The sequence below is a fragment of the Pseudomonas sp. HY7a-MNA-CIBAN-0227 genome (assembly GCF_040310325.1).
Taxonomy (GTDB): Bacteria; Pseudomonadota; Gammaproteobacteria; order Pseudomonadales; family Pseudomonadaceae; genus Aquipseudomonas.
In genome coordinates this window covers 109,521-126,161 of record NZ_JBEOPT010000014.1, presented here as the reverse complement: position 1 = coordinate 126,161, position 16,641 = coordinate 109,521, and the positions used below count along the sequence as shown (strand labels likewise).

Here is a 16,641-nt window from a genome sequence, read left to right as displayed (position 1 = left end):
GCCTCAAGCGTTCAGGCCGATCCAGCTATAGAAGCCCACGTACAGACCAACACCGATGATCAAGACACTGGACAGGTACGGCGCACGACGAGCAACGGTGCCCAGCCATGGCCAACGGTTGGAAGACTGTTTAGCACCAATAGCTGCCGCAGCACCGACAGTGACCAAGGTGAGCGCTAATCCGATGCTGAAACACAGGACGAGCATGCCTCCCAGCGCGACTTCTTTAACCTGAAGAGATAGCAAGAGAACGGTGATGGCAGCCGGACAAGGAATCAGACCGCCCGTCAGGCCGAACATGACGATCTGGCCCGTGGTGACCTCACGATTGGTGAAGCGCTTACGGATATCGTTGGCATGGGCACGCTCATGCGCGTCCTGATAGCCATCAATTCACAACTCCAGGCCTTCTAACTCGGAATGCGCATGCGCATGCCCATGATCATGCTCTTGGTATGCCGACGATGCGAACATTTATGTGTGCAGTCCTCGTGCGGGCATGCGAGTGATGAGGCGTGTTGAGTGCTTCCTGAAACTGACGCTGAACCGGGACAAGAGCCGAGTAGCCGGGTCTTGGATATGTGATTACTTGGGTTACGGGATGAGCTGGCATCAGCAGCCGAGACTGAGGGTGGCGACGATGAGTCTAGGTCGCTTGCGCGACCGACTCAGAGACCTGCTGCGCAGAGCGCGGGGCCGCAAGATGGCGAATATCATCGAGCGGATAAACCCCGTACTCCGCGGTTGGGCTGGCTACTTCAAGTTGACTCAGGGCAAACGAGCGCTGGAGATACTTGATGGCTGGGTGCGTCACAAACTCCGCTGCGTCATCTGGCGCCAATGGAAGCAGCCCTCGACGAGGGCGCGCAACCTGATGCGTTTGGGACTCGACGAAGGGCGCGCCTGCACATCAGCGTTCAATGGCCGAGGCCCATGGTGGAACTCCGGAGCGTCACATATGAATCAGGCGTTGCCGAAGAAACTATGGGATCAGCTTGGACTGGTCTCGATACTGGATACGATCAACCGGCTTAGTCGCATAACCTGAACCGCCGTATACGGAACCGTACGTACGGTGGTGTGAGAGAACGGCGGATGTAAATCCGCCTCCTACTCGATTCTGCCCTACCCCGCTCCACCCATGCACTCCGCAGTGCTGGCAAGAGATGTTCCAGCCTGCTGAACAAGCTTTCGCCACTCACCACCGCTGATGAGGTTGGCGCGCTCCATGTCGTCAGCCGCCTTGAGCAACCTGAAGTACTTAACCTCTGCGTTGATAATGCTTTCGGGCAAAGCCATGAGCTTGTACCAAACAGCCATGTTCAGAGCTTTTTTCGCTGCTCTCATTACTCCCCCTTGGTAGCGCTCACCAAAACAAGGCGCCACCGAACAATGATGGCACAGTGACATCATCCAAGGGAAAATACTGAAACAGTGAGTGATACAACCGTTGATACTGGCCTAGAGCCTGGCTCCTTGCTTCTGGCAGGTTTTTGGTGCTTGAGCTAAACCTGAGACCATTTTGCCATCATTTACAGTCCGCCCAGCACGTCTAAGCTACAAGCTCACGTTTTTGAGTTGGGAGAGGATAATGGACGCCTTGAACAGACTGGAGATCGAAGCGGTCCTCTCCAGCCGCCTGCCGAACTGCATAATTTCCTGCACGCTCAGCGCTGACAACACCCTGTCAGTGGATGTGACGGGGCCGGGCTCGGACCAGTTCACGATCGTCAACATAGACCGTCGCCACTACCAAGGCGAGGCTGGCATCAATAAGTTGGCCCGCGAGATCTTGGAGGAAATGGTGATGTCGCGACAGGCGACTCGCCTTTTCGGATAAAGAGCCCGCCAAAACGGGACCCTTGCTCTACCCTTTCCCCTCCTTGATGCTCGCCTCTCCTGGGCTTCACTCTCCATGGCTTGCAACTTATTCACCTACGCTCGGCTTTTTGCCCGGAAATGCGGGTTTTTCTATGGGTGCGGGATGGCCCTCATTTTCTATGCGAATCCCGCTATATGCATCGTCCTAAAGTAATACTCGTGCAGGGTGCATGAAGCCTATACGCCATATTGTTGCTCAACTCATTGAAAGCAAGACACTTTAAAAATCCTACGAAGTGGCACGGCAAATGCGACACCCATTAGAACATTAATGAAGCGCCGACCAAGATCGGCAGTTTTCCATCCGTGCTAATGAGGAAACAAAAATGAACGCCATCGATCTTCTGAAAACCGATCACGAAAAAGTAAAAGTTATCCTGACCCAGCTGAGCGAATCAACAGATCGGGCAGTGAAAAAGCGCACCGATTTGCTGGACAAGCTTGAGATGGAGATCTCCATCCATACCCAGCTCGAAGAACAGATTCTTTACCCTGCGTTCAAGGAAGCTGGCGGTAAGGAGCAAGACGAGATGTACTACGAGGCAAAGGAGGAACATCGGACAGTTGACTCCCTCGTCCTGCCAGACCTAAAAGTAACTGACCCAGCCAGCCCAGAGTTCGCCGGCCGCTTGAAAGTGGTTAAAGAGCTGCTGGAGCACCACATCAAGGAAGAGGAAACAGAGATGTTCCCTCAGGCCAAAAAACTTCTTGGGAAGGCGAAGCTCGATGAGCTTGGCGAACAGATGCTGGTTCTGAAAGCATCGCTGAAGAAGAGCTTAAGCGCTTCTAAGTTAGCTGCGTAATCGACTGCCAAAAGCCCGCCGCGTGCGGGCTTTTTCATGCTCGTCAGAAAGGCGCCAACTCTGCCTCTTCCTCAAAGTCCGCGACACCCACAGGCGAGTCTTCGCCTGTCTGGGCCTTCCACCTCACTGTCACCGCGCCGTCGTCATCGAGCGTGATGTCGAGGTCATCCGTTTCGGACAGCAGCCCCATCACCTCCTCCCTCTCTCGATCTTCGTCCGTATCCAGGCGATGAATCGTCACCCAGCGTTGGTGAGGGAGATTGCAGAAAGGAACGCCTGCCACCCTTCCAAGTACCTGCTGATCAGCAAACATGGGAAAAGGATGACGAAGGGGATGTTGCGCTTGCGTTGGGACAAGGCGCGGGAAAAAGCACAACAGAAAGCCATCGAACAAGGCGACCCGATGCTCGCGGCAAAGATTGGAGGGTTTCAGTTCCGTGACATCCGGCCGAAGGCGGCCTCGGAAATCGTCGATATCGGCGATGCGAGTCTGCTGCTTGGGCACACCAAACAGGAGATCACTAAGCGGGTCTACAGAAGTATCGGAGCGACCGCCAAGCCCTCCAAATAGCGTTAGTTTCGGAACGCCTACCCGAAAGTTTCGGAACCCCTACCAAAAGACGCCTTTTCTTACCCAAACCCCAGACACGAAAAAGCCCCGAATAATCGAGGCTTTTCGTTAAATTTGGCGGGAAACCAGGGATTCGAACCCTGGGAACGCTATTAACGTTCGCCGGTTTTCAAGACCGGTGCATTCAACCACTCTGCCAATTTCCCTTATGCAACACAGGATTATAGTAGTCCATCCTGTCTCAGCGGGCGCCATAATACCCGAATGAAACACACTGTCAAACTCTCTGCGTAGCTTGTTACAGGGCGTCTGTTATGATCTTTGCGACTGAACGTTTCAAAACTGAAGGAGTGTCGCCATGCGCGAACAGGATTACGCAGTTAATAGCAACGTGCAGGCTGAGCAGCTAGAGGTTAGCCGCGTCCTGCGCAACACATACGGCTTGCTCGCTCTCACCCTCGCGTTTAGCGGCGTGATGGCGTTCGTGGCCCAGCAAATGCGCGTCGGCTACCCGAATATCTTTGTGGTACTGATCGGCTTCTATGGTCTATTTTTCCTGACCAACAAGCTGCGTGACTCGGCCTGGGGCCTGGTGTCGGCGTTTGCCTTGACCGGTTTCATGGGTTTCCTGCTGGGCCCGATCCTTAACCGCTACCTTGGCATGCAGGGCGGCGCGGAAGTGGTCAGCTCGGCGTTTGCCATGACCGCACTGGTGTTTGGTGGTCTGTCGGCCTATGTGCTGATTACACGCAAGGACATGAGTTTCCTCGGTGGTTTCATCACTGCTGGCTTCTTCGTGTTGCTGGCGGCGGTGCTGGCGAGCATGTTCTTCCAGATCAGCGGCCTGCAATTGGCAATCAGCGCGGGTTTTGTGCTGTTTTCCTCGGTCTGCATTCTGTTCCAGACCAGCGCCATCATCCATGGCGGCGAGCGTAACTACATCATGGCGACCATCAGCCTGTATGTATCGATCTACAACCTGTTTATCAGCCTGTTGCAGATCTTCGGCATCATGAGCCGCGACGACTGATCGTAGCCTCATGCAAAAAGCCCGCTTCGGCGGGCTTTTTGTTGTCTGCGGCTTTATCATTGGCCCAGGTTTGCCGACAGTCTGTTCCATAAAGAGTGTTCCATGAAGTTCGCGATTGCGCTTTTCTCCGCCGCCCATGCGCCCTCCTCGCGCCGCGCCCTGCTGTTCGCCCAAGCGGCGCTGGCTGGTGGGCATGAGATTGTGCGGCTGTTTTTTTATCAGGATGGCGTCTACAGCGCGTCCAACTCGGTTGTGACACCGCAGGATGAGCAGGACATCCCCCAGCAATGGCGGGCGTTTGTCAGTGAACACCAATTGGATGGCGTGGTGTGCATCGCCGCAGCTTTGCGTCGTGGGGTGCTGAACGCCGAAGAGGCTTTGCGCTATCAACGTAGCGCTGTGAGTCTGGATGCACCTTGGGCATTATCGGGCCTTGGGCAGTTGCACGACGCCGTGCAGGACGCCGACCGCCTGATCTGTTTTGGAGGCCCATAAGATGTCTAAATCCTTGCTGGTTATCAGCCGTCAGGCGCCGTGGTCCGGGCCGAGCGCGCGGGAAGCGCTGGATATTGTTCTGGCCGGTGGCGCGTTTGATTTGCCGATTGGCCTGTTGTTTCTGGATGACGGAGTGTTTCAACTGGCAACGGGCCAGGACGCCAAAGCCGTGCAGCAGAAAGACCTCAGCGCCAACCTGCAAGCGCTGTCGCTGTTTGGCATTGATGAGGTGTTCGCGTGCAGCCAGAGCCTTGCCGAACGTGGACTGACTGCCGGCAGCGCGCAGCCGCTGAGCAACGAAGAGATTTCCCGGATGATTGACCGTTATAGTCAGGTGATTACCCTCTGATGTCGACCTTACATGTAGTATCCCACTCCCCTTTTACCGATAGTCGCCTGGACAGCTGCCTGCGCCTTTGTGGCGGCCAGGACGCGATCCTGCTGTGCGGTGACGCAGCCTATGCCCTGCAGGCCGGCAGCGCGCCCTTTGAGGCCCTGCAAGCCAAGGCGCTGAAGGTGTTTGTCCTCGTCGAAGACAGCCAGGCTCGCGGCCTACCCGTACCAGACTGGGCCAAGAGTGTCGATTATCCGGCTTTTGTCCAACTGTCGATCGACCATGACAAGGTCAACACCTGGCTATGAACACCCTAACCGTGGGCGAACACACCCTTGAGCTGGACAAGGACGGCTACCTGGTTGACCTGAGCGATTGGTCAATCGAGGTGGCCAACACTCTGGCCGCCGCCGAAGCGCTTGAGTTGACCCCTGAACACTGGGAAATCCTCAACGTGCTGCGTGGTTTTTATCAAGAGTTCCAGCTGTCGCCCGCCACCCGCCCGCTGATCAGGTACACCGCCTTGAAGCTGGGCCCGGAAAAAGGCAACAGCCTGCACCTTAACCGACTGTTTAAAGGCACTCCCGCCAAACTTGCCGCCAAGCTGGCGGGCCTGCCCAGGCCGACGAATTGCTTATGACCGATTTTTCCCCGCTGATCACCGAAACGCCTGCCGAGCATCCGTTTGCGCCGTTCGTGCGCATCCTGGGCAAGGGCAAACGTGGCGCCCGCAGCCTGACCCACGAAGAAGCGCGGGAAGCCATGGGTATGCTGCTCGATGAAAAAGTCGAAGACACCCAGCTCGGTGCGTTCCTGATGCTGTTGCGGCACAAGGAAGAAAGCCCGGAAGAGCTCGCCGGTTTTACCGAAGCGGTACGCGAACGACTCAACGCCCCTGCCTTACAAGTAGATGTCGACTGGCCTACCTATGCCGGGAAAAAACGCCACCTGCCCTGGTACCTGCTGGCGGCCAAGTGCCTGGCACAAAACGGCGTGGGCATTTTTATGCATGGCGGCGGCGCTCATACAGCGGGTCGGCTCTACACCGAGCAGTTGCTGGAAGGCTTGCAGATCCCGCTGTGCCGCACTTGGCAGCAAGTCGAGACCGCCCTTGAACAGGGCAACCTGGCCTTTATGCCCCTGGGCGACTGGGCGCCGCAGCTGCAGCGCATGATCGATCTACGCAACACGCTGGGCCTGCGCTCGCCTATCCACTCCCTGGCGCGCATCCTCAATCCATTGAACGCTCGCTGCGGCCTGCAAAGCATCTTCCATCCCGGCTATCAGGGTGTGCATCGCGATGCCAGCGGCCTGCTCGGCGACAATACCATCGTGATCAAGGGCGATGGCGGCGAGATCGAGATCAACCCGGACACCATCAGCCACTTGTACGGCACCACCGGCGGCGAAAACTGGGATGAAGAGTGGCCCGCCCTCTCCGCCCAGCGCCACGTCAAGCCGGCGACCCTCGACCCCAAGCATCTGAAGGCGCTGTGGTGTGGCGATGTAGAGGACAGCTATCCGCAACTGGCCCTAATCGCCACCATGGCTCTGGCGTTGCGCGGCCTTGGCCACCCACGGGAGCAGGCGTTCGAGCTGGCCCAGCAATACTGGGACGCCCGGGACAAATCGATTTAGTCGATCATTAACCCCCAGCCTTTGCGCTATTTGTTCGAACTCAGACCTTTAGACTGGACTCCAACGCTTATTAGCCAAGGAGTCAGTCATGGGTTTGCTGATCGAAGGACGCTGGCATGACCAGTGGTACGAAAGTAGCGCAGATGGCGCCTTCCAACGGGAACAGGCGCAACGCCGCAACTGGGTAACCGCCGACGGAAAGGCCGGCCCTACCGGCGACGGTGGCTTCGCTGCCGAAGCGGGCCGCTACCACTTGTACGTTTCCCTTGCCTGCCCCTGGGCACACCGCACACTGATCCTGCGTAACCTCAAAGGCCTGGAAAGCCTGATCGACGTGTCGGTGGTCAGTTGGCTGATGCTGGAGAACGGCTGGACCTTCGACAAGGCTCATGGCTCCAGCGGCGACAAGCTCGACGATTTCACCTACATGCATCAGCGCTACACCGCCGATACGGCCAGTTACACCGGGCGCGTCACCGTGCCAGTACTGTGGGACAAGAAGCTGAAGCAGATTGTCAGCAATGAATCAGCGGAGATCATCCGCATGTTCAACAGTGCGTTTAATGGGCTGACGGGTAACGAGCTGGACTTCTATCCCGAGGCGCTGCGCTCAACCATCGATGCACTGAACGATCGGATCTATCCCGCCGTGAACAATGGCGTCTACCGCGCAGGCTTTGCCACGTCGCAAAAGGCCTATGAAGCGGCTTTCGACGATGTGTTTGCCGAGCTGGATCGACTGGAGCAGCACCTGGGTGAGAATCGCTACCTCGCCGGCGAATACCTCACCGAAGCTGATGTGCGCCTGTTCACCACGATGATTCGGTTTGATGCGGTGTACTACAGCCACTTCAAATGCAACCTTCGGCGGATTGCCGATTATCCGAATTTGTCGAATTGGCTAAGAGAGCTGTATCAGTGGCCGGGGGTTGCCGAGACGGTGGATTTTGCCCACATCAAGGGTCACTACTACGCCAGTCACCGGACGATTAATCCGACGGGGATTGTACCGAAGGGGCCGTTGCAGGCGTTTGATGCGAAGCATGATCGGGAGAGATTGAGCGCAAAAGGGGTTTGGAACTGATCCGAGGCAGAGGCTTTTTTACCAGATTGTGGCGCGCGGACTTGCCCGCTCGCCACAATAAGCCAGGCGTCCATCAGACTTGCGACTGAGCGCCTTCAAACCACTTCAGCTTCTCACGCAGCAGCACCACTTCCCCAACAATCACCAGTGTCGGCGCATGAACCTCATGCTCCGCCACCATGCGTGGCAGGTCAGCCAGCGTACCCGTGAACACCCGCTGGTTGGACGTAGTGCCCTGCTGGATCAACGCCGCCGGCGTATCCGCCGAACGCCCATGCTGGATCAGTTGTTCGCAGATGATCGGCAAACCAATCAAGCCCATGTAGAACACCAGGGTCTGTGATGGCCCCACCAGATCACTCCAGGGCAGGTCCGACGTACCGTCCTTCAAGTGCCCGGTAATGAAGCGAACCGATTGCGCATAGTCGCGGTGGGTCAGCGGAATACCGGCATACGCAGCACAACCACTGGCCGCAGTAATACCTGGCACGACCTGGAACGGGATGCCATGGGCCGCCAGCTCTTCGATCTCTTCGCCACCACGGCCGAAGATGAACGGATCGCCACCCTTGAGTCGCAATACACGCTTGCCCTGCTTGGCCAGGTCCACCAGTTGCTGGTTGATCTGATCCTGAGGCACAGCGTGATCGGCGCGACGCTTGCCAACGTAAACCCGCTCGGCATCACGGCGACACAGCTCAAGAATCGCCGGCGCCACCAGACGGTCGTACAGCACCACATCGGCCTGCTGCATCAAGCGCAGGGCACGGAAGGTCAGCAGGTCCGGATCACCAGGGCCTGCGCCCACCAGATAAACCTCGCCCGGCGCATGAGGCGGCGCACCGTTGATCTTGTCCACCAGCAGCCGCTCAGCTTCGTCACCCTGCCCGGCCAACTGCCGATCAGCAATTGGCCCCTGAAAGACTTCCTCCCAGAACGCCCGACGTTGCTGCACGTCCGCAAACAAGCCTTTGACCTGGGTGCGAAAGCGCGCAGCCAACCCGGCCAACTGGCCATAAGTCGACGGAATCCAGGTTTCCAGCTTGGCTCGGATCAACCTCGCCAGCACTGGCGCATCGCCGCCACTGGAGACCGCAATCACCAAAGGTGAACGATCGACAATCGCCGGGAAGATCACGCTGCACAAGGCAGGTGCATCCACCACATTGACCGGCACACAACGGCGCCGGGCATCACTGGATACTTGCGCGTTCAGCGGCTCGTCATCCGTAGCCGCGATGATCAGGGTGCAACCATCAAGGTCCACTTCCTGATAACCGCGCACAATCAGTTCACCGCCACTGCCGTGCACCAGTTCACGCAACTGGTCTTCAATCTGGGGAGCAACCACCCGCAACAACGCGCCGGCGTCGGCCAGCAGCCGGGATTTGCGCAAGGCAATCTCCCCGCCACCGACGACCAACACACGACTGCCGCGCAGGTTATGAAACAGCGGCAGAAATTCCATTTAGCCGATGACCTCAATGCCCGCCATGTACGGCTTGAGCACCTCTGGCACACGAATCGAACCGTCGGCTTGCTGGTAGTTTTCCAGCACCGCGACCAAGGTCCGACCCACTGCCAGACCAGAACCGTTCAAGGTGTGGACCAGTTCCGGCTTGCCGGTTTCCGGATTGCGGAAACGCGCCTGCATGCGACGGGCCTGGAAATCACCGCAGTTGGAGCACGACGAAATCTCGCGGTACTTGTCCTGGCTCGGTACCCAGACTTCCAGGTCGTAAGTCTTGACCGCGCTGAAACCCATGTCGCCGGTGCATAGCGCCAGCACTCGATACGGCAGTTCCAGCAATTGCAGGACACGCTCGGCGTTGGCAGTCAGGCCTTCCAGCGCTTGCATGGAGGTCGACGGCTCGACGATCTGTACCATCTCTACCTTGTCGAACTGGTGCTGGCGGATCATGCCGCGAGTATCGCGACCGGATGCACCGGCCTCGCTACGAAAGCACGGCGTGTGGGCGACGAACTTCAATGGCAACTGCTTGGCGTCGAGGATTTCCCCGGCGACGATGTTGGTCAGCGACACTTCGGCGGTAGGGATCAGGTACAGATCGGCTTCGCCTTCGCGGCTGATCTTGAACAGGTCTTCCTCGAACTTGGGCAACTGGCTGGTACCAACCAACGCCGGCGCCTGTACCAGGTAAGGCGTGTAGGCCTCTTCGTAGCCGTGTTCGCCGGTGTGCAGGTTGACCATGAACTGCGCCAGGGCACGGTGCATACGGGCAATCGGGCCACGCAGCAAGGCAAAACGGGCGCCGGACAGCTTGGCGGCGGTTTCGAAATCCAGGCCGCCACTCAGTTCGCCGAGGGCGACGTGGTCCTTGACCTCGAAATCAAAGGCCTTCGGTGTGCCCCAGCGGCGCACTTCGACGTTGCCGTCTTCGTCGGCACCGACCGGCACCGACTCGTGCGGCAGGTTAGGGATGCCCAGCAGGATCGAATCCAGCTCAGTCTGGATCGCGTCCAGCTCCACTTTACCGCTGGCCAGTTCACCTGCCATGCGCTCGACATCTGCCATCAACGGCGCGATGTCTTCGCCACGCTGCTTGGCCTGACCGATGGATTTGGAACGCGCATTACGCTCAGCCTGCAGTGCTTCGGTGCGGGTCTGGACGGTCTTGCGCTGTTCTTCCAGCGCTTCGATGCGCGCAACATCCAGGGCAAAGCCACGGGATGCCAGGCGGTCCGCTACGTCCTGAAGGTTGCTACGTAACAGTTTGGAATCGAGCATGTCGGTCTCTCGTTTATCAAAGTTTGGTCAAGGACAGGCCAGCCCAGGTGGCGAGCAGCCCGCCGAACACGCTGATGGCCAGGTACCCGAAGGCGACCGGTGCCTGCCCGCTTTCCAGCAGGCGCAACGTATCCAGAGAAAAGGATGAAAAGGTCGTCAGACCGCCTACAAAGCCGACAATCAAACCGGCGCGAATTTCAATTGGCACTTCCGGGCGCAACAAAAACAGCCCGTACAACACGCCAATGATCAAACACCCCACCAAGTTGACGGCCAGGGTCGCCGCATAAAAATGTCGCGGCCAGTTGGCACTCACCCAGTTGCTTGCGGCGAAACGCAATAATGTACCAGCGATGCCGGCCACGGACACGGCAAGAATCGTTCTAAGCACTACTTTCTCCGCTGTTTCGGGCTAAGTCGGTCGAGTTGGGCAAGGTGATTGAGTTTCTCACCGATCTTCAGCTCCAGGCCACGAGGCACCGGTTGGTAGAACGGCTGAGGCTCAAGCTCGTCGGGAAAATAGTCTTCGCCGGCCGCATAGGCATCCGGCTCATCATGGGCGTAACGGTATTCGTCGCCATAACCCAGCTGTTTCATCAGTTTGGTCGGCGCATTGCGCAGGTGCAGCGGCACCTCCAGCGAACCGTGCTCGGCGGCAGCGCGCAATGCGGACTTGAACCCCATATAAACCGCGTTGCTTTTCGGCGCACAGGCCAGGTAGGTAATGGCCTGGGCCACCGCCAACTCGCCTTCCGGGCTGCCGAGGCGCTCCTGCACTTCCCAGGCGGCGAGGCACAGGCTCAGGGCGCGCGGGTCGGCGTTGCCAATGTCTTCGCTGGCCATGCGTACCACACGCCGAGCCAGATACAGTGGGTCGCAACCACCGTCGATCATGCGGGCGAACCAGTACAGCGCGCCGTCGGGGTTGGAGCCTCGCACCGACTTGTGCAGCGCCGATATCTGGTCGTAAAACGCTTCGCCGCCCTTGTCGAAACGGCGGCGGGTATCGCCCAAGAGGCTTTGCAGCAGGTCGACACCGATTTCACTAGCATCTTCAGCCAGGTCGGAAGCGTTCTCCAACAAGTTGAGAAAACGTCGCCCGTCTCCGTCAGCGGCACTTAGCAGAATCTTGAAGCCTTCTTCACTGAGACTCAGCTGGCGCTTGCCCAGGCCCTTGTCTTCACTCAACGCTCTCTGCAGCAGCTTTTTCATGGCTGCTTCGTCGAGGCTTTTGAGCACATAGACCCGCGCCCGAGACAACAAGGCGTTGTTCAGCTCAAAGGAGGGGTTTTCGGTGGTGGCACCAATAAAAATCAGCGTGCCGTCTTCGACATAGGGCAGGAACGCATCCTGTTGCGACTTGTTGAAGCGGTGCACTTCGTCGACAAACAAGATGGTGCGCTTGCCGTATTGACCGGCCTGCTGTTTGGCGATTTCCACAGCCTGGCGGATTTCCTTGACCCCGGCCAGTACCGCCGAGACCGTTTCGAAGTGTGCGTCCGAGACTTTTGCCAGCAGCCGCGCCAAAGTGGTTTTACCCACGCCCGGCGGCCCCCAGAAAATCATCGAGTGCAGGGCACCCTGCTCCAGGGCTTCGCGCAAGGGCTTGCCGCGAGCGAGCAGGTGTTCCTGCCCGACGTACTCGTCCAGGTTGGTCGAGCGCAGGCGCGCCGCCAAAGGTTGAGCAATCGGGTCACTTCGAAACAGGTCCATGGGCAGCGTTTGTAACCTCTAGGCAGTTTATTCCTGGATCACGTCGGCACCCTTGGGGATGTCGAACTTGAACTTGGAAGCGGCGACAGGCTCATTGGCCTTGACCCCAGTGAACAGGATATTGGTGCGCTGGCCGACGCTGTCGATCAACTGCATGTCGTTAATCATGCCATTGCGAAACGACAGGCGCAGGCTGTCAAACAGCGTGTCCTTGGATTTCGGCTTGAGGGTGAAGTCGATCACGCCGCTGGCCTGCTTGGACGTAATATCAAAGCTCTCACTGATTTGCGACACATTGCCAGACAGCAGCAAGGCAGGGGTCTGGCTCAGGCGTGGATCAAGTGTCTTGATGGTCGCCTGCTCCAGATCCGGATCCCACAGCGTCACCTTCTTGCCATCAGAGACAATGGTTTGCTCGGCGGGTGCGTCGGTATGCCAGTAGAAAAGCCCTGGACGCTGCACTGCCATTTCGCCAGCGGTTTCCTGCAGCTGGGTACCACCACCATCCAGGGTCAACTGGGAAAAGCGTGCGGTCAGTGTCTTGGATTTTTCCAGCAAGTTGGTCAGGCTCGCAACGGAGGCCGGATCAGCGTGAGCAGAAAGAGCGGTCAAAGCCAGCGCCGGCAACAACAGCATGCGGATAAGACGCATGGGAGTCCTCATAGATTTCGGTTGAAAGGCGAGCCGCGCGTGGTCACGCGGCACATATCAGTCGCGCACCGGCCCCGGCGCAAGAACTTCGCGGGAACCGTTGGTGTTCATGGACGTCACCACACCAGCCATTTCCATGGATTCGATCATGCGGGCGGCGCGGTTATAGCCGATCTTCAGCTTGCGCTGAACAGCAGAGATCGAGGCGCGACGACTTTCCAGGACGAACTGTACGGCTTCGTCATAGAGCGCATCGGTTTCGGCATCATCGTCGCCACCACTGCCTCCGTCGAAGCCGCTGCCGGCCTCTTCGACGCCTGCGAGGATGTCGTCGTTGTATTCCGGGGCGCCGCGCAGTTTCCAGGCTTCTACCACACGGTGTACCTCATCATCGGAGACGAACGCACCGTGGACCCGGATCGGCAGGCTCGTGCCTGGCGGCATGTAGAGCATGTCACCGTGGCCCAACAACTGTTCAGCGCCACCCTGGTCGATGATGGTCCGCGAGTCGATCTTGCTCGACACCTGGAACGCCATGCGGGTCGGGATGTTGGCCTTGATCAGACCGGTGATAACATCCACCGACGGCCGCTGGGTCGCCAGAATCAAGTGAATACCGGCAGCACGAGCCTTCTGGGCAATACGAGCGATCAGCTCTTCGACCTTCTTGCCAACGATCATCATCATGTCGGCAAATTCGTCGACCACCACCACGATGGTCGGCAGCTTGATCAGCAATGGTGCTTCGTCGTGAATACTTTCGCGCTTGTACAGCGGATCGGTCAGCGGCGTGCCGGCGTCCTGGGCTTCCTTGACCTTGGCGTTGAAGCCAGAGAGGTTACGCACGCCCATCTTCGCCATCAACTTGTAGCGCCGTTCCATCTCGGCGACGCTCCAGCGCAGGGCGTTGGCGGCGTCCTTCATGTCGGTTACCACCGGGCACAACAGGTGCGGAATGCCTTCGTAGATTGACAGTTCAAGCATTTTTGGGTCGATCATGATCAGTTTGGCGTCTTCTGGGCCAGACTTGAACAGGATCGACAGGATCATCGCGTTCACACCCACCGACTTACCTGAACCAGTGGTGCCGGCTACCAGCAGGTGAGGCATTTTCGCCAGGTCAGTGATGACCGGCCGGCCACCAATGTCATGGCCCAGGGCCAAGGTGACCGGCGACTTGAAGTTGTCATACTCCGGTGTCGACAGCACTTCGGAGAAGCGCACGATCTGCCGGTCTTCGTTGGGAATCTCGATACCGACGGTAGTCTTGCCCGGAATCACTTCCACCACCCGCACACTGGTCACAGCCAGGGAACGCGCCAAGTCTTTAGCGAGGTTGGAAATGCGGCTGACCTTCACACCGGCGGCAGGCTGGATTTCGTAACGAGTGATCACGGGGCCTGGGTGAATCGAGTCCACCGAGACTTCGACGCCGAACTCCTTGAGTTTGATTTCCAGCAAATGGCCAACGGCCGCTAGGGACTCAGGGGAATAGTTGAGCTTTTTCTTCTCGGCTGGATCAAGAATCGAGATCGGCGGCAAGGTCCCTTCCACGGCGCTGTCGACAAATAATGGAGCCTGTTTCTCTTTCTGCACGCGCTTGCTCTGCTCCGCAGCCATGGTCGGCGCGGGGGCAATCACCGGCGGTACTTGCTTCTCGCGGTCAGACATGTGCTTGGTCAGGGCCTGCTCGCGCTCGATCAGCCGCTCCTTGACCTTGGCCTGTTCACGCCGGTCCGGCGTGCTGGGGGCAACCACTTCGCTGACGCGGGTGTCGACCTCACGCAACTGCGCGACCATGCGCTTGCGATCCACGCGAGCTGACCACCAGCGGTTGGCGGCGCTCTGGAACAGTTCGAGCAGGTCCAGGGTGATCTTGCCTGTCACGTCCATGACCTTGAACCAGGACAGATCGGTAAATACCGTCAAGCCAAACAGGAACAAGGCGATGAACATAAGGGTGCTGCCCTGGATGTTCAGGCTCTTGCGGGCCAGGTCACCGAGACTTTCGCCCAAGGCGCCGCCCGCTCCAGCCGGCAAGCCGGTAGGTGCGTGAAAATGTATATGCGCCAAGGCCGCGCCCGACAACACCAGGAACACCAGGCCGATCAAGCGCCAGGAAAACAGCCAGCCGCTCCACTGCCAGGGTTCATGACGCTGCCGGAAAATCTGCCAGGTCTTGATCGCCAGCAACAACGGGAAGATATAAGCGAAATATCCCAGGATCATGAACAGGATATCGGCGCTGTAGGAGCCGGCAGGACCACCGAAGTTCTGCACGTCGTCGATCTTGCTGTTATGGCTCCAGCCCGGATCATCCTTGCCATAGGTCAACAAGGCCATCATCAGGAACAGGCATAAAGCGCCGATGGCAATCAGCGCACCTTCCTTGAGCCGATAGTGCAGATGCTGACGCCAGGCCGGAACTACTGCTGTTTTAGGTGTTACGGTGGATTTCTTCAAAACTGGTCTTTTCCTGCGCCTGTAGCGCGTCCAACTGTTGAATGACTACAAAAACACTGCCCAATCCGGACAGGTAAAAAGTGAACCCGCGTCGTTGATACTTCTTTTAACACTCTGTGACGGGATCATGAAACGGCGATAACGCCTGAACACAAGGATATAGCGCCGCATTGTACGGGTTTGTGTGCCCGTTGCCACGCAGTTGGCTCACCAATACAGTCTAGCCAACGGCAATTTTCATGCAATTCAATTTGAGCATGCATTGTCTTTGCTGACAAAGGCTTATGAGCTGTTGTTATCAGACTGGACAAGCATTGAAAACGATCATCCTGCGCCATCCGCCCAGCGGATCATCACTGAACCCGATTACGACCACACCTCTGCCTTAGAGTTGCAGAAACACTCGCTTATGCATCCAGGCACTGATTGCGCGTTCGGGGTAGCCGAGCTGCGTCCCGTCGACAATAATCACTGCCTGATGCGGCGGGCCTAGACCTGTCACCGCCCTCCCCTCCCCTAAGTCTGAATACCATGCTGACCTGGCTGCAACGCAACACCCTGACTTTTCCGCCGCTGGTAAAAGCCATGCACGAACCCAATGGCCTGCTTGCGGCCGGTGGCGACCTGTCTGCCGACCGCCTGATCAAGGCCTATCGCCACGGCTGCTTTCCCTGGTTTTCGGAAGGCCAGCCGATTCTCTGGTGGTCGCCCGACCCACGCACCGTGCTATTTCCCGCCGAACTGCACGTATCCCGCAGCCTGGGTAAATTGCTGCGTCAGCAACGCTATGAGGTGACCTTCGACAAGGACTTCGCCGCAGTCATCCAGGCCTGCGCCGCCCCCCGAAGCTACGCCGATGGCACCTGGATCACCGACGCCATGCAGAGCGCCTACCTGCAGTTGCATCAACGCGGTTATGCCCACTCAGTGGAAGTCTGGGACCAGGGCGAACTGGTCGGCGGCCTCTACGGCCTTGCGATGGGCCAGTTATTTTTCGGTGAGTCGATGTTCAGCCGCGCCGACAACGCCTCGAAATTCGGTTTTGCTACCCTGGTCAAGCAATTACAGGCCTGGGGGTTTGTGCTGATTGACTGCCAGATGCCCACCGATCACCTGCACAGCCTCGGCGCCCGCGCCATACCCCGCAGCGACTTTGCCGGTTACCTGCGCGACCATCTGGACCAACCCAGCGCCGCACCGTGGGTTTCCTAGGCGACTTCGTCGCACCT

Annotated in this window: 20 protein-coding genes, 1 tRNA gene and 2 pseudogenes; 13 read left to right on the top strand and 10 right to left on the bottom strand. The window is 58.2% G+C overall.

The features are described 5' to 3' along the window. Positions 1–3: 3 nt before the first annotated feature. Positions 4–456, bottom strand: a pseudogene (locus AAEZ06_RS21375) (nickel/cobalt efflux transporter); the annotation flags it as partial. Between AAEZ06_RS21375 and AAEZ06_RS21370 the strand changes: the two are divergent. Continuing rightward, positions 455–1,048: pseudogene (locus AAEZ06_RS21370) on the top strand (group II intron maturase-specific domain-containing protein); the annotation flags it as partial. The pseudogenes AAEZ06_RS21375 and AAEZ06_RS21370 sit on opposite strands and share 2 nt — an antisense overlap. Positions 1,049–1,125: 77 nt before the next feature. Here the strand turns inward: AAEZ06_RS21370 and AAEZ06_RS21365 are convergent. Beyond that, entirely contained in the window at positions 1,126–1,347 is a 222-nt protein-coding gene (locus AAEZ06_RS21365) for a hypothetical protein (protein ID WP_149414839.1), read from the bottom strand. Between the two features lie 244 nt (positions 1,348–1,591). On the opposite strand from AAEZ06_RS21365, the gene AAEZ06_RS21360 reads away from it, so the two are divergent. Next, on the top strand, positions 1,592–1,840 hold the full coding sequence (locus tag AAEZ06_RS21360; RefSeq protein ID WP_149414840.1) for a hypothetical protein: 249 nt from the start codon (positions 1,592–1,594) through the stop codon (positions 1,838–1,840). A gap of 367 nt (positions 1,841–2,207) precedes the next feature. Next, on the top strand, positions 2,208–2,684 hold the full coding sequence (locus AAEZ06_RS21355) for a PA2171 family ribosome-binding persister protein (protein WP_149414841.1): 477 nt from the start codon (positions 2,208–2,210) through the stop codon (positions 2,682–2,684). Between the two features lie 43 nt (positions 2,685–2,727). On the opposite strand, the gene AAEZ06_RS21350 is transcribed toward AAEZ06_RS21355, so the two are convergent. After that, positions 2,728–2,967 (bottom strand): DUF1654 domain-containing protein, encoded by a 240-nt coding sequence (locus AAEZ06_RS21350; protein WP_350616075.1) that lies wholly within the window; start codon positions 2,965–2,967, stop codon positions 2,728–2,730. Positions 2,968–3,018: 51 nt separating this feature from the next. On the opposite strand from AAEZ06_RS21350, the gene AAEZ06_RS21345 reads away from it, so the two are divergent. Then, on the top strand, positions 3,019–3,255 hold the full coding sequence (locus tag AAEZ06_RS21345) for a site-specific integrase (protein ID WP_256666367.1): 237 nt from the start codon (positions 3,019–3,021) through the stop codon (positions 3,253–3,255). Positions 3,256–3,370: 115 nt separating this feature from the next. On the opposite strand, the gene AAEZ06_RS21340 is transcribed toward AAEZ06_RS21345, so the two are convergent. Further along, a tRNA-Ser gene (locus AAEZ06_RS21340) sits at positions 3,371–3,461 on the bottom strand. A 152-nt stretch (positions 3,462–3,613) separates the two neighbouring features. On the opposite strand from AAEZ06_RS21340, the gene AAEZ06_RS21335 reads away from it, so the two are divergent. From AAEZ06_RS21335 to AAEZ06_RS21305, 7 genes are all read left to right on the top strand, one after another. Beyond that, positions 3,614–4,285 (top strand): Bax inhibitor-1/YccA family protein, encoded by a 672-nt coding sequence (locus AAEZ06_RS21335; protein ID WP_133100215.1) that lies wholly within the window; start codon positions 3,614–3,616, stop codon positions 4,283–4,285. A 102-nt stretch (positions 4,286–4,387) separates the two neighbouring features. Then, positions 4,388–4,780, top strand: a complete 393-nt coding sequence (gene tusD / locus AAEZ06_RS21330; protein ID WP_149414843.1) for a sulfurtransferase complex subunit TusD — start codon at positions 4,388–4,390, stop codon at positions 4,778–4,780. 1 nt (position 4,781) lies between these two features. Further along, positions 4,782–5,129: a sulfurtransferase complex subunit TusC gene (tusC, locus tag AAEZ06_RS21325; RefSeq protein ID WP_149414844.1), complete on the top strand. Its 348-nt coding sequence runs from the start codon at positions 4,782–4,784 to the stop codon at positions 5,127–5,129. After that, entirely contained in the window at positions 5,129–5,422 is a 294-nt protein-coding gene (tusB, locus tag AAEZ06_RS21320) for a sulfurtransferase complex subunit TusB (protein WP_149414845.1), read from the top strand. Before tusC ends, tusB begins: the two co-directional genes overlap by 1 nt. Continuing rightward, the gene (locus tag AAEZ06_RS21315) at positions 5,419–5,754 is read left to right on the top strand and encodes a TusE/DsrC/DsvC family sulfur relay protein (RefSeq protein ID WP_149414846.1); all 336 of its coding nucleotides are present in this window, start codon (positions 5,419–5,421) and stop codon (positions 5,752–5,754) included. The genes tusB and AAEZ06_RS21315 overlap by 4 nt, the downstream gene beginning before the upstream one ends. Further along, on the top strand, positions 5,751–6,752 hold the full coding sequence (locus tag AAEZ06_RS21310) for a glycosyl transferase family protein (RefSeq protein WP_149414847.1): 1,002 nt from the start codon (positions 5,751–5,753) through the stop codon (positions 6,750–6,752). Before AAEZ06_RS21315 ends, AAEZ06_RS21310 begins: the two co-directional genes overlap by 4 nt. A gap of 88 nt (positions 6,753–6,840) precedes the next feature. Further along, positions 6,841–7,836: a glutathione S-transferase family protein gene (locus AAEZ06_RS21305; RefSeq protein WP_350616065.1), complete on the top strand. Its 996-nt coding sequence runs from the start codon at positions 6,841–6,843 to the stop codon at positions 7,834–7,836. 73 nt (positions 7,837–7,909) lie between these two features. Here AAEZ06_RS21305 and cysG read toward each other — a convergent pair whose 3' ends face one another. The 6 genes from cysG to AAEZ06_RS21275 are packed head-to-tail and all read right to left on the bottom strand — an operon-like array spanning position 7,910 to position 15,412. Continuing rightward, positions 7,910–9,304 carry a siroheme synthase CysG gene (gene cysG, locus AAEZ06_RS21300; protein WP_149494053.1) on the bottom strand — a complete coding sequence of 465 codons (1,395 nt, stop codon included), beginning with the start codon at positions 9,302–9,304 and terminating at the stop codon, positions 7,910–7,912. Next, complete coding sequence (serS, locus tag AAEZ06_RS21295; protein WP_149414850.1) at positions 9,305–10,585, bottom strand: serine--tRNA ligase; 1,281 nt, start codon at positions 10,583–10,585, stop codon at positions 9,305–9,307. A 16-nt stretch (positions 10,586–10,601) separates the two neighbouring features. Then, the gene (gene crcB, locus AAEZ06_RS21290) at positions 10,602–10,976 is read right to left on the bottom strand and encodes a fluoride efflux transporter CrcB (protein WP_133100224.1); all 375 of its coding nucleotides are present in this window, start codon (positions 10,974–10,976) and stop codon (positions 10,602–10,604) included. Further along, positions 10,976–12,298: a replication-associated recombination protein A gene (locus AAEZ06_RS21285; protein ID WP_133100225.1), complete on the bottom strand. Its 1,323-nt coding sequence runs from the start codon at positions 12,296–12,298 to the stop codon at positions 10,976–10,978. The genes crcB and AAEZ06_RS21285 overlap by 1 nt, the downstream gene beginning before the upstream one ends. A 27-nt stretch (positions 12,299–12,325) precedes the next feature. Then, positions 12,326–12,949, bottom strand: a complete 624-nt coding sequence (gene lolA / locus AAEZ06_RS21280; RefSeq protein WP_133100226.1) for an outer membrane lipoprotein periplasmic chaperone LolA — start codon at positions 12,947–12,949, stop codon at positions 12,326–12,328. Positions 12,950–13,006: 57 nt separating this feature from the next. Beyond that, entirely contained in the window at positions 13,007–15,412 is a 2,406-nt protein-coding gene (locus AAEZ06_RS21275; protein ID WP_149414852.1) for a DNA translocase FtsK, read from the bottom strand. 184 nt (positions 15,413–15,596) lie between these two features. On the opposite strand from AAEZ06_RS21275, the gene AAEZ06_RS21270 reads away from it, so the two are divergent. Then, entirely contained in the window at positions 15,597–15,905 is a 309-nt protein-coding gene (locus tag AAEZ06_RS21270) for a hypothetical protein (protein ID WP_149414853.1), read from the top strand. Between the two features lie 38 nt (positions 15,906–15,943). After that, the gene (gene aat, locus AAEZ06_RS21265; protein ID WP_149414854.1) at positions 15,944–16,624 is read left to right on the top strand and encodes a leucyl/phenylalanyl-tRNA--protein transferase; all 681 of its coding nucleotides are present in this window, start codon (positions 15,944–15,946) and stop codon (positions 16,622–16,624) included. The last annotated feature ends 17 nt before the right edge of the window (positions 16,625–16,641 follow it).

What these genes read in the sequence shown, in the direction of transcription:
- AAEZ06_RS21365 (WP_149414839.1), bottom strand. Translation starts at nt 1,347, where the DNA reads ATGAGAGCAGCGAAAAAAGCTCTGAACATGGCTGTTTGGTACAAGCTC.
- AAEZ06_RS21360 (WP_149414840.1), top strand. Translation starts at nt 1,592, where the DNA reads ATGGACGCCTTGAACAGACTGGAGATCGAAGCGGTCCTCTCCAGCCGC.
- AAEZ06_RS21355 (WP_149414841.1), top strand. Translation starts at nt 2,208, where the DNA reads ATGAACGCCATCGATCTTCTGAAAACCGATCACGAAAAAGTAAAAGTT.
- AAEZ06_RS21345 (WP_256666367.1), top strand. Translation starts at nt 3,019, where the DNA reads ATGTTGCGCTTGCGTTGGGACAAGGCGCGGGAAAAAGCACAACAGAAA.
- AAEZ06_RS21335 (WP_133100215.1), top strand. Translation starts at nt 3,614, where the DNA reads ATGCGCGAACAGGATTACGCAGTTAATAGCAACGTGCAGGCTGAGCAG.
- tusD (WP_149414843.1), top strand. Translation starts at nt 4,388, where the DNA reads ATGAAGTTCGCGATTGCGCTTTTCTCCGCCGCCCATGCGCCCTCCTCG.
- tusC (WP_149414844.1), top strand. Translation starts at nt 4,782, where the DNA reads ATGTCTAAATCCTTGCTGGTTATCAGCCGTCAGGCGCCGTGGTCCGGG.
- tusB (WP_149414845.1), top strand. Translation starts at nt 5,129, where the DNA reads ATGTCGACCTTACATGTAGTATCCCACTCCCCTTTTACCGATAGTCGC.
- AAEZ06_RS21315 (WP_149414846.1), top strand. Translation starts at nt 5,419, where the DNA reads ATGAACACCCTAACCGTGGGCGAACACACCCTTGAGCTGGACAAGGAC.
- AAEZ06_RS21310 (WP_149414847.1), top strand. Translation starts at nt 5,751, where the DNA reads ATGACCGATTTTTCCCCGCTGATCACCGAAACGCCTGCCGAGCATCCG.
- AAEZ06_RS21305 (WP_350616065.1), top strand. Translation starts at nt 6,841, where the DNA reads ATGGGTTTGCTGATCGAAGGACGCTGGCATGACCAGTGGTACGAAAGT.
- cysG (WP_149494053.1), bottom strand. Translation starts at nt 9,304, where the DNA reads ATGGAATTTCTGCCGCTGTTTCATAACCTGCGCGGCAGTCGTGTGTTG.
- serS (WP_149414850.1), bottom strand. Translation starts at nt 10,585, where the DNA reads ATGCTCGATTCCAAACTGTTACGTAGCAACCTTCAGGACGTAGCGGAC.
- AAEZ06_RS21285 (WP_133100225.1), bottom strand. Translation starts at nt 12,298, where the DNA reads ATGGACCTGTTTCGAAGTGACCCGATTGCTCAACCTTTGGCGGCGCGC.
- lolA (WP_133100226.1), bottom strand. Translation starts at nt 12,949, where the DNA reads ATGCGTCTTATCCGCATGCTGTTGTTGCCGGCGCTGGCTTTGACCGCT.
- aat (WP_149414854.1), top strand. Translation starts at nt 15,944, where the DNA reads ATGCTGACCTGGCTGCAACGCAACACCCTGACTTTTCCGCCGCTGGTA.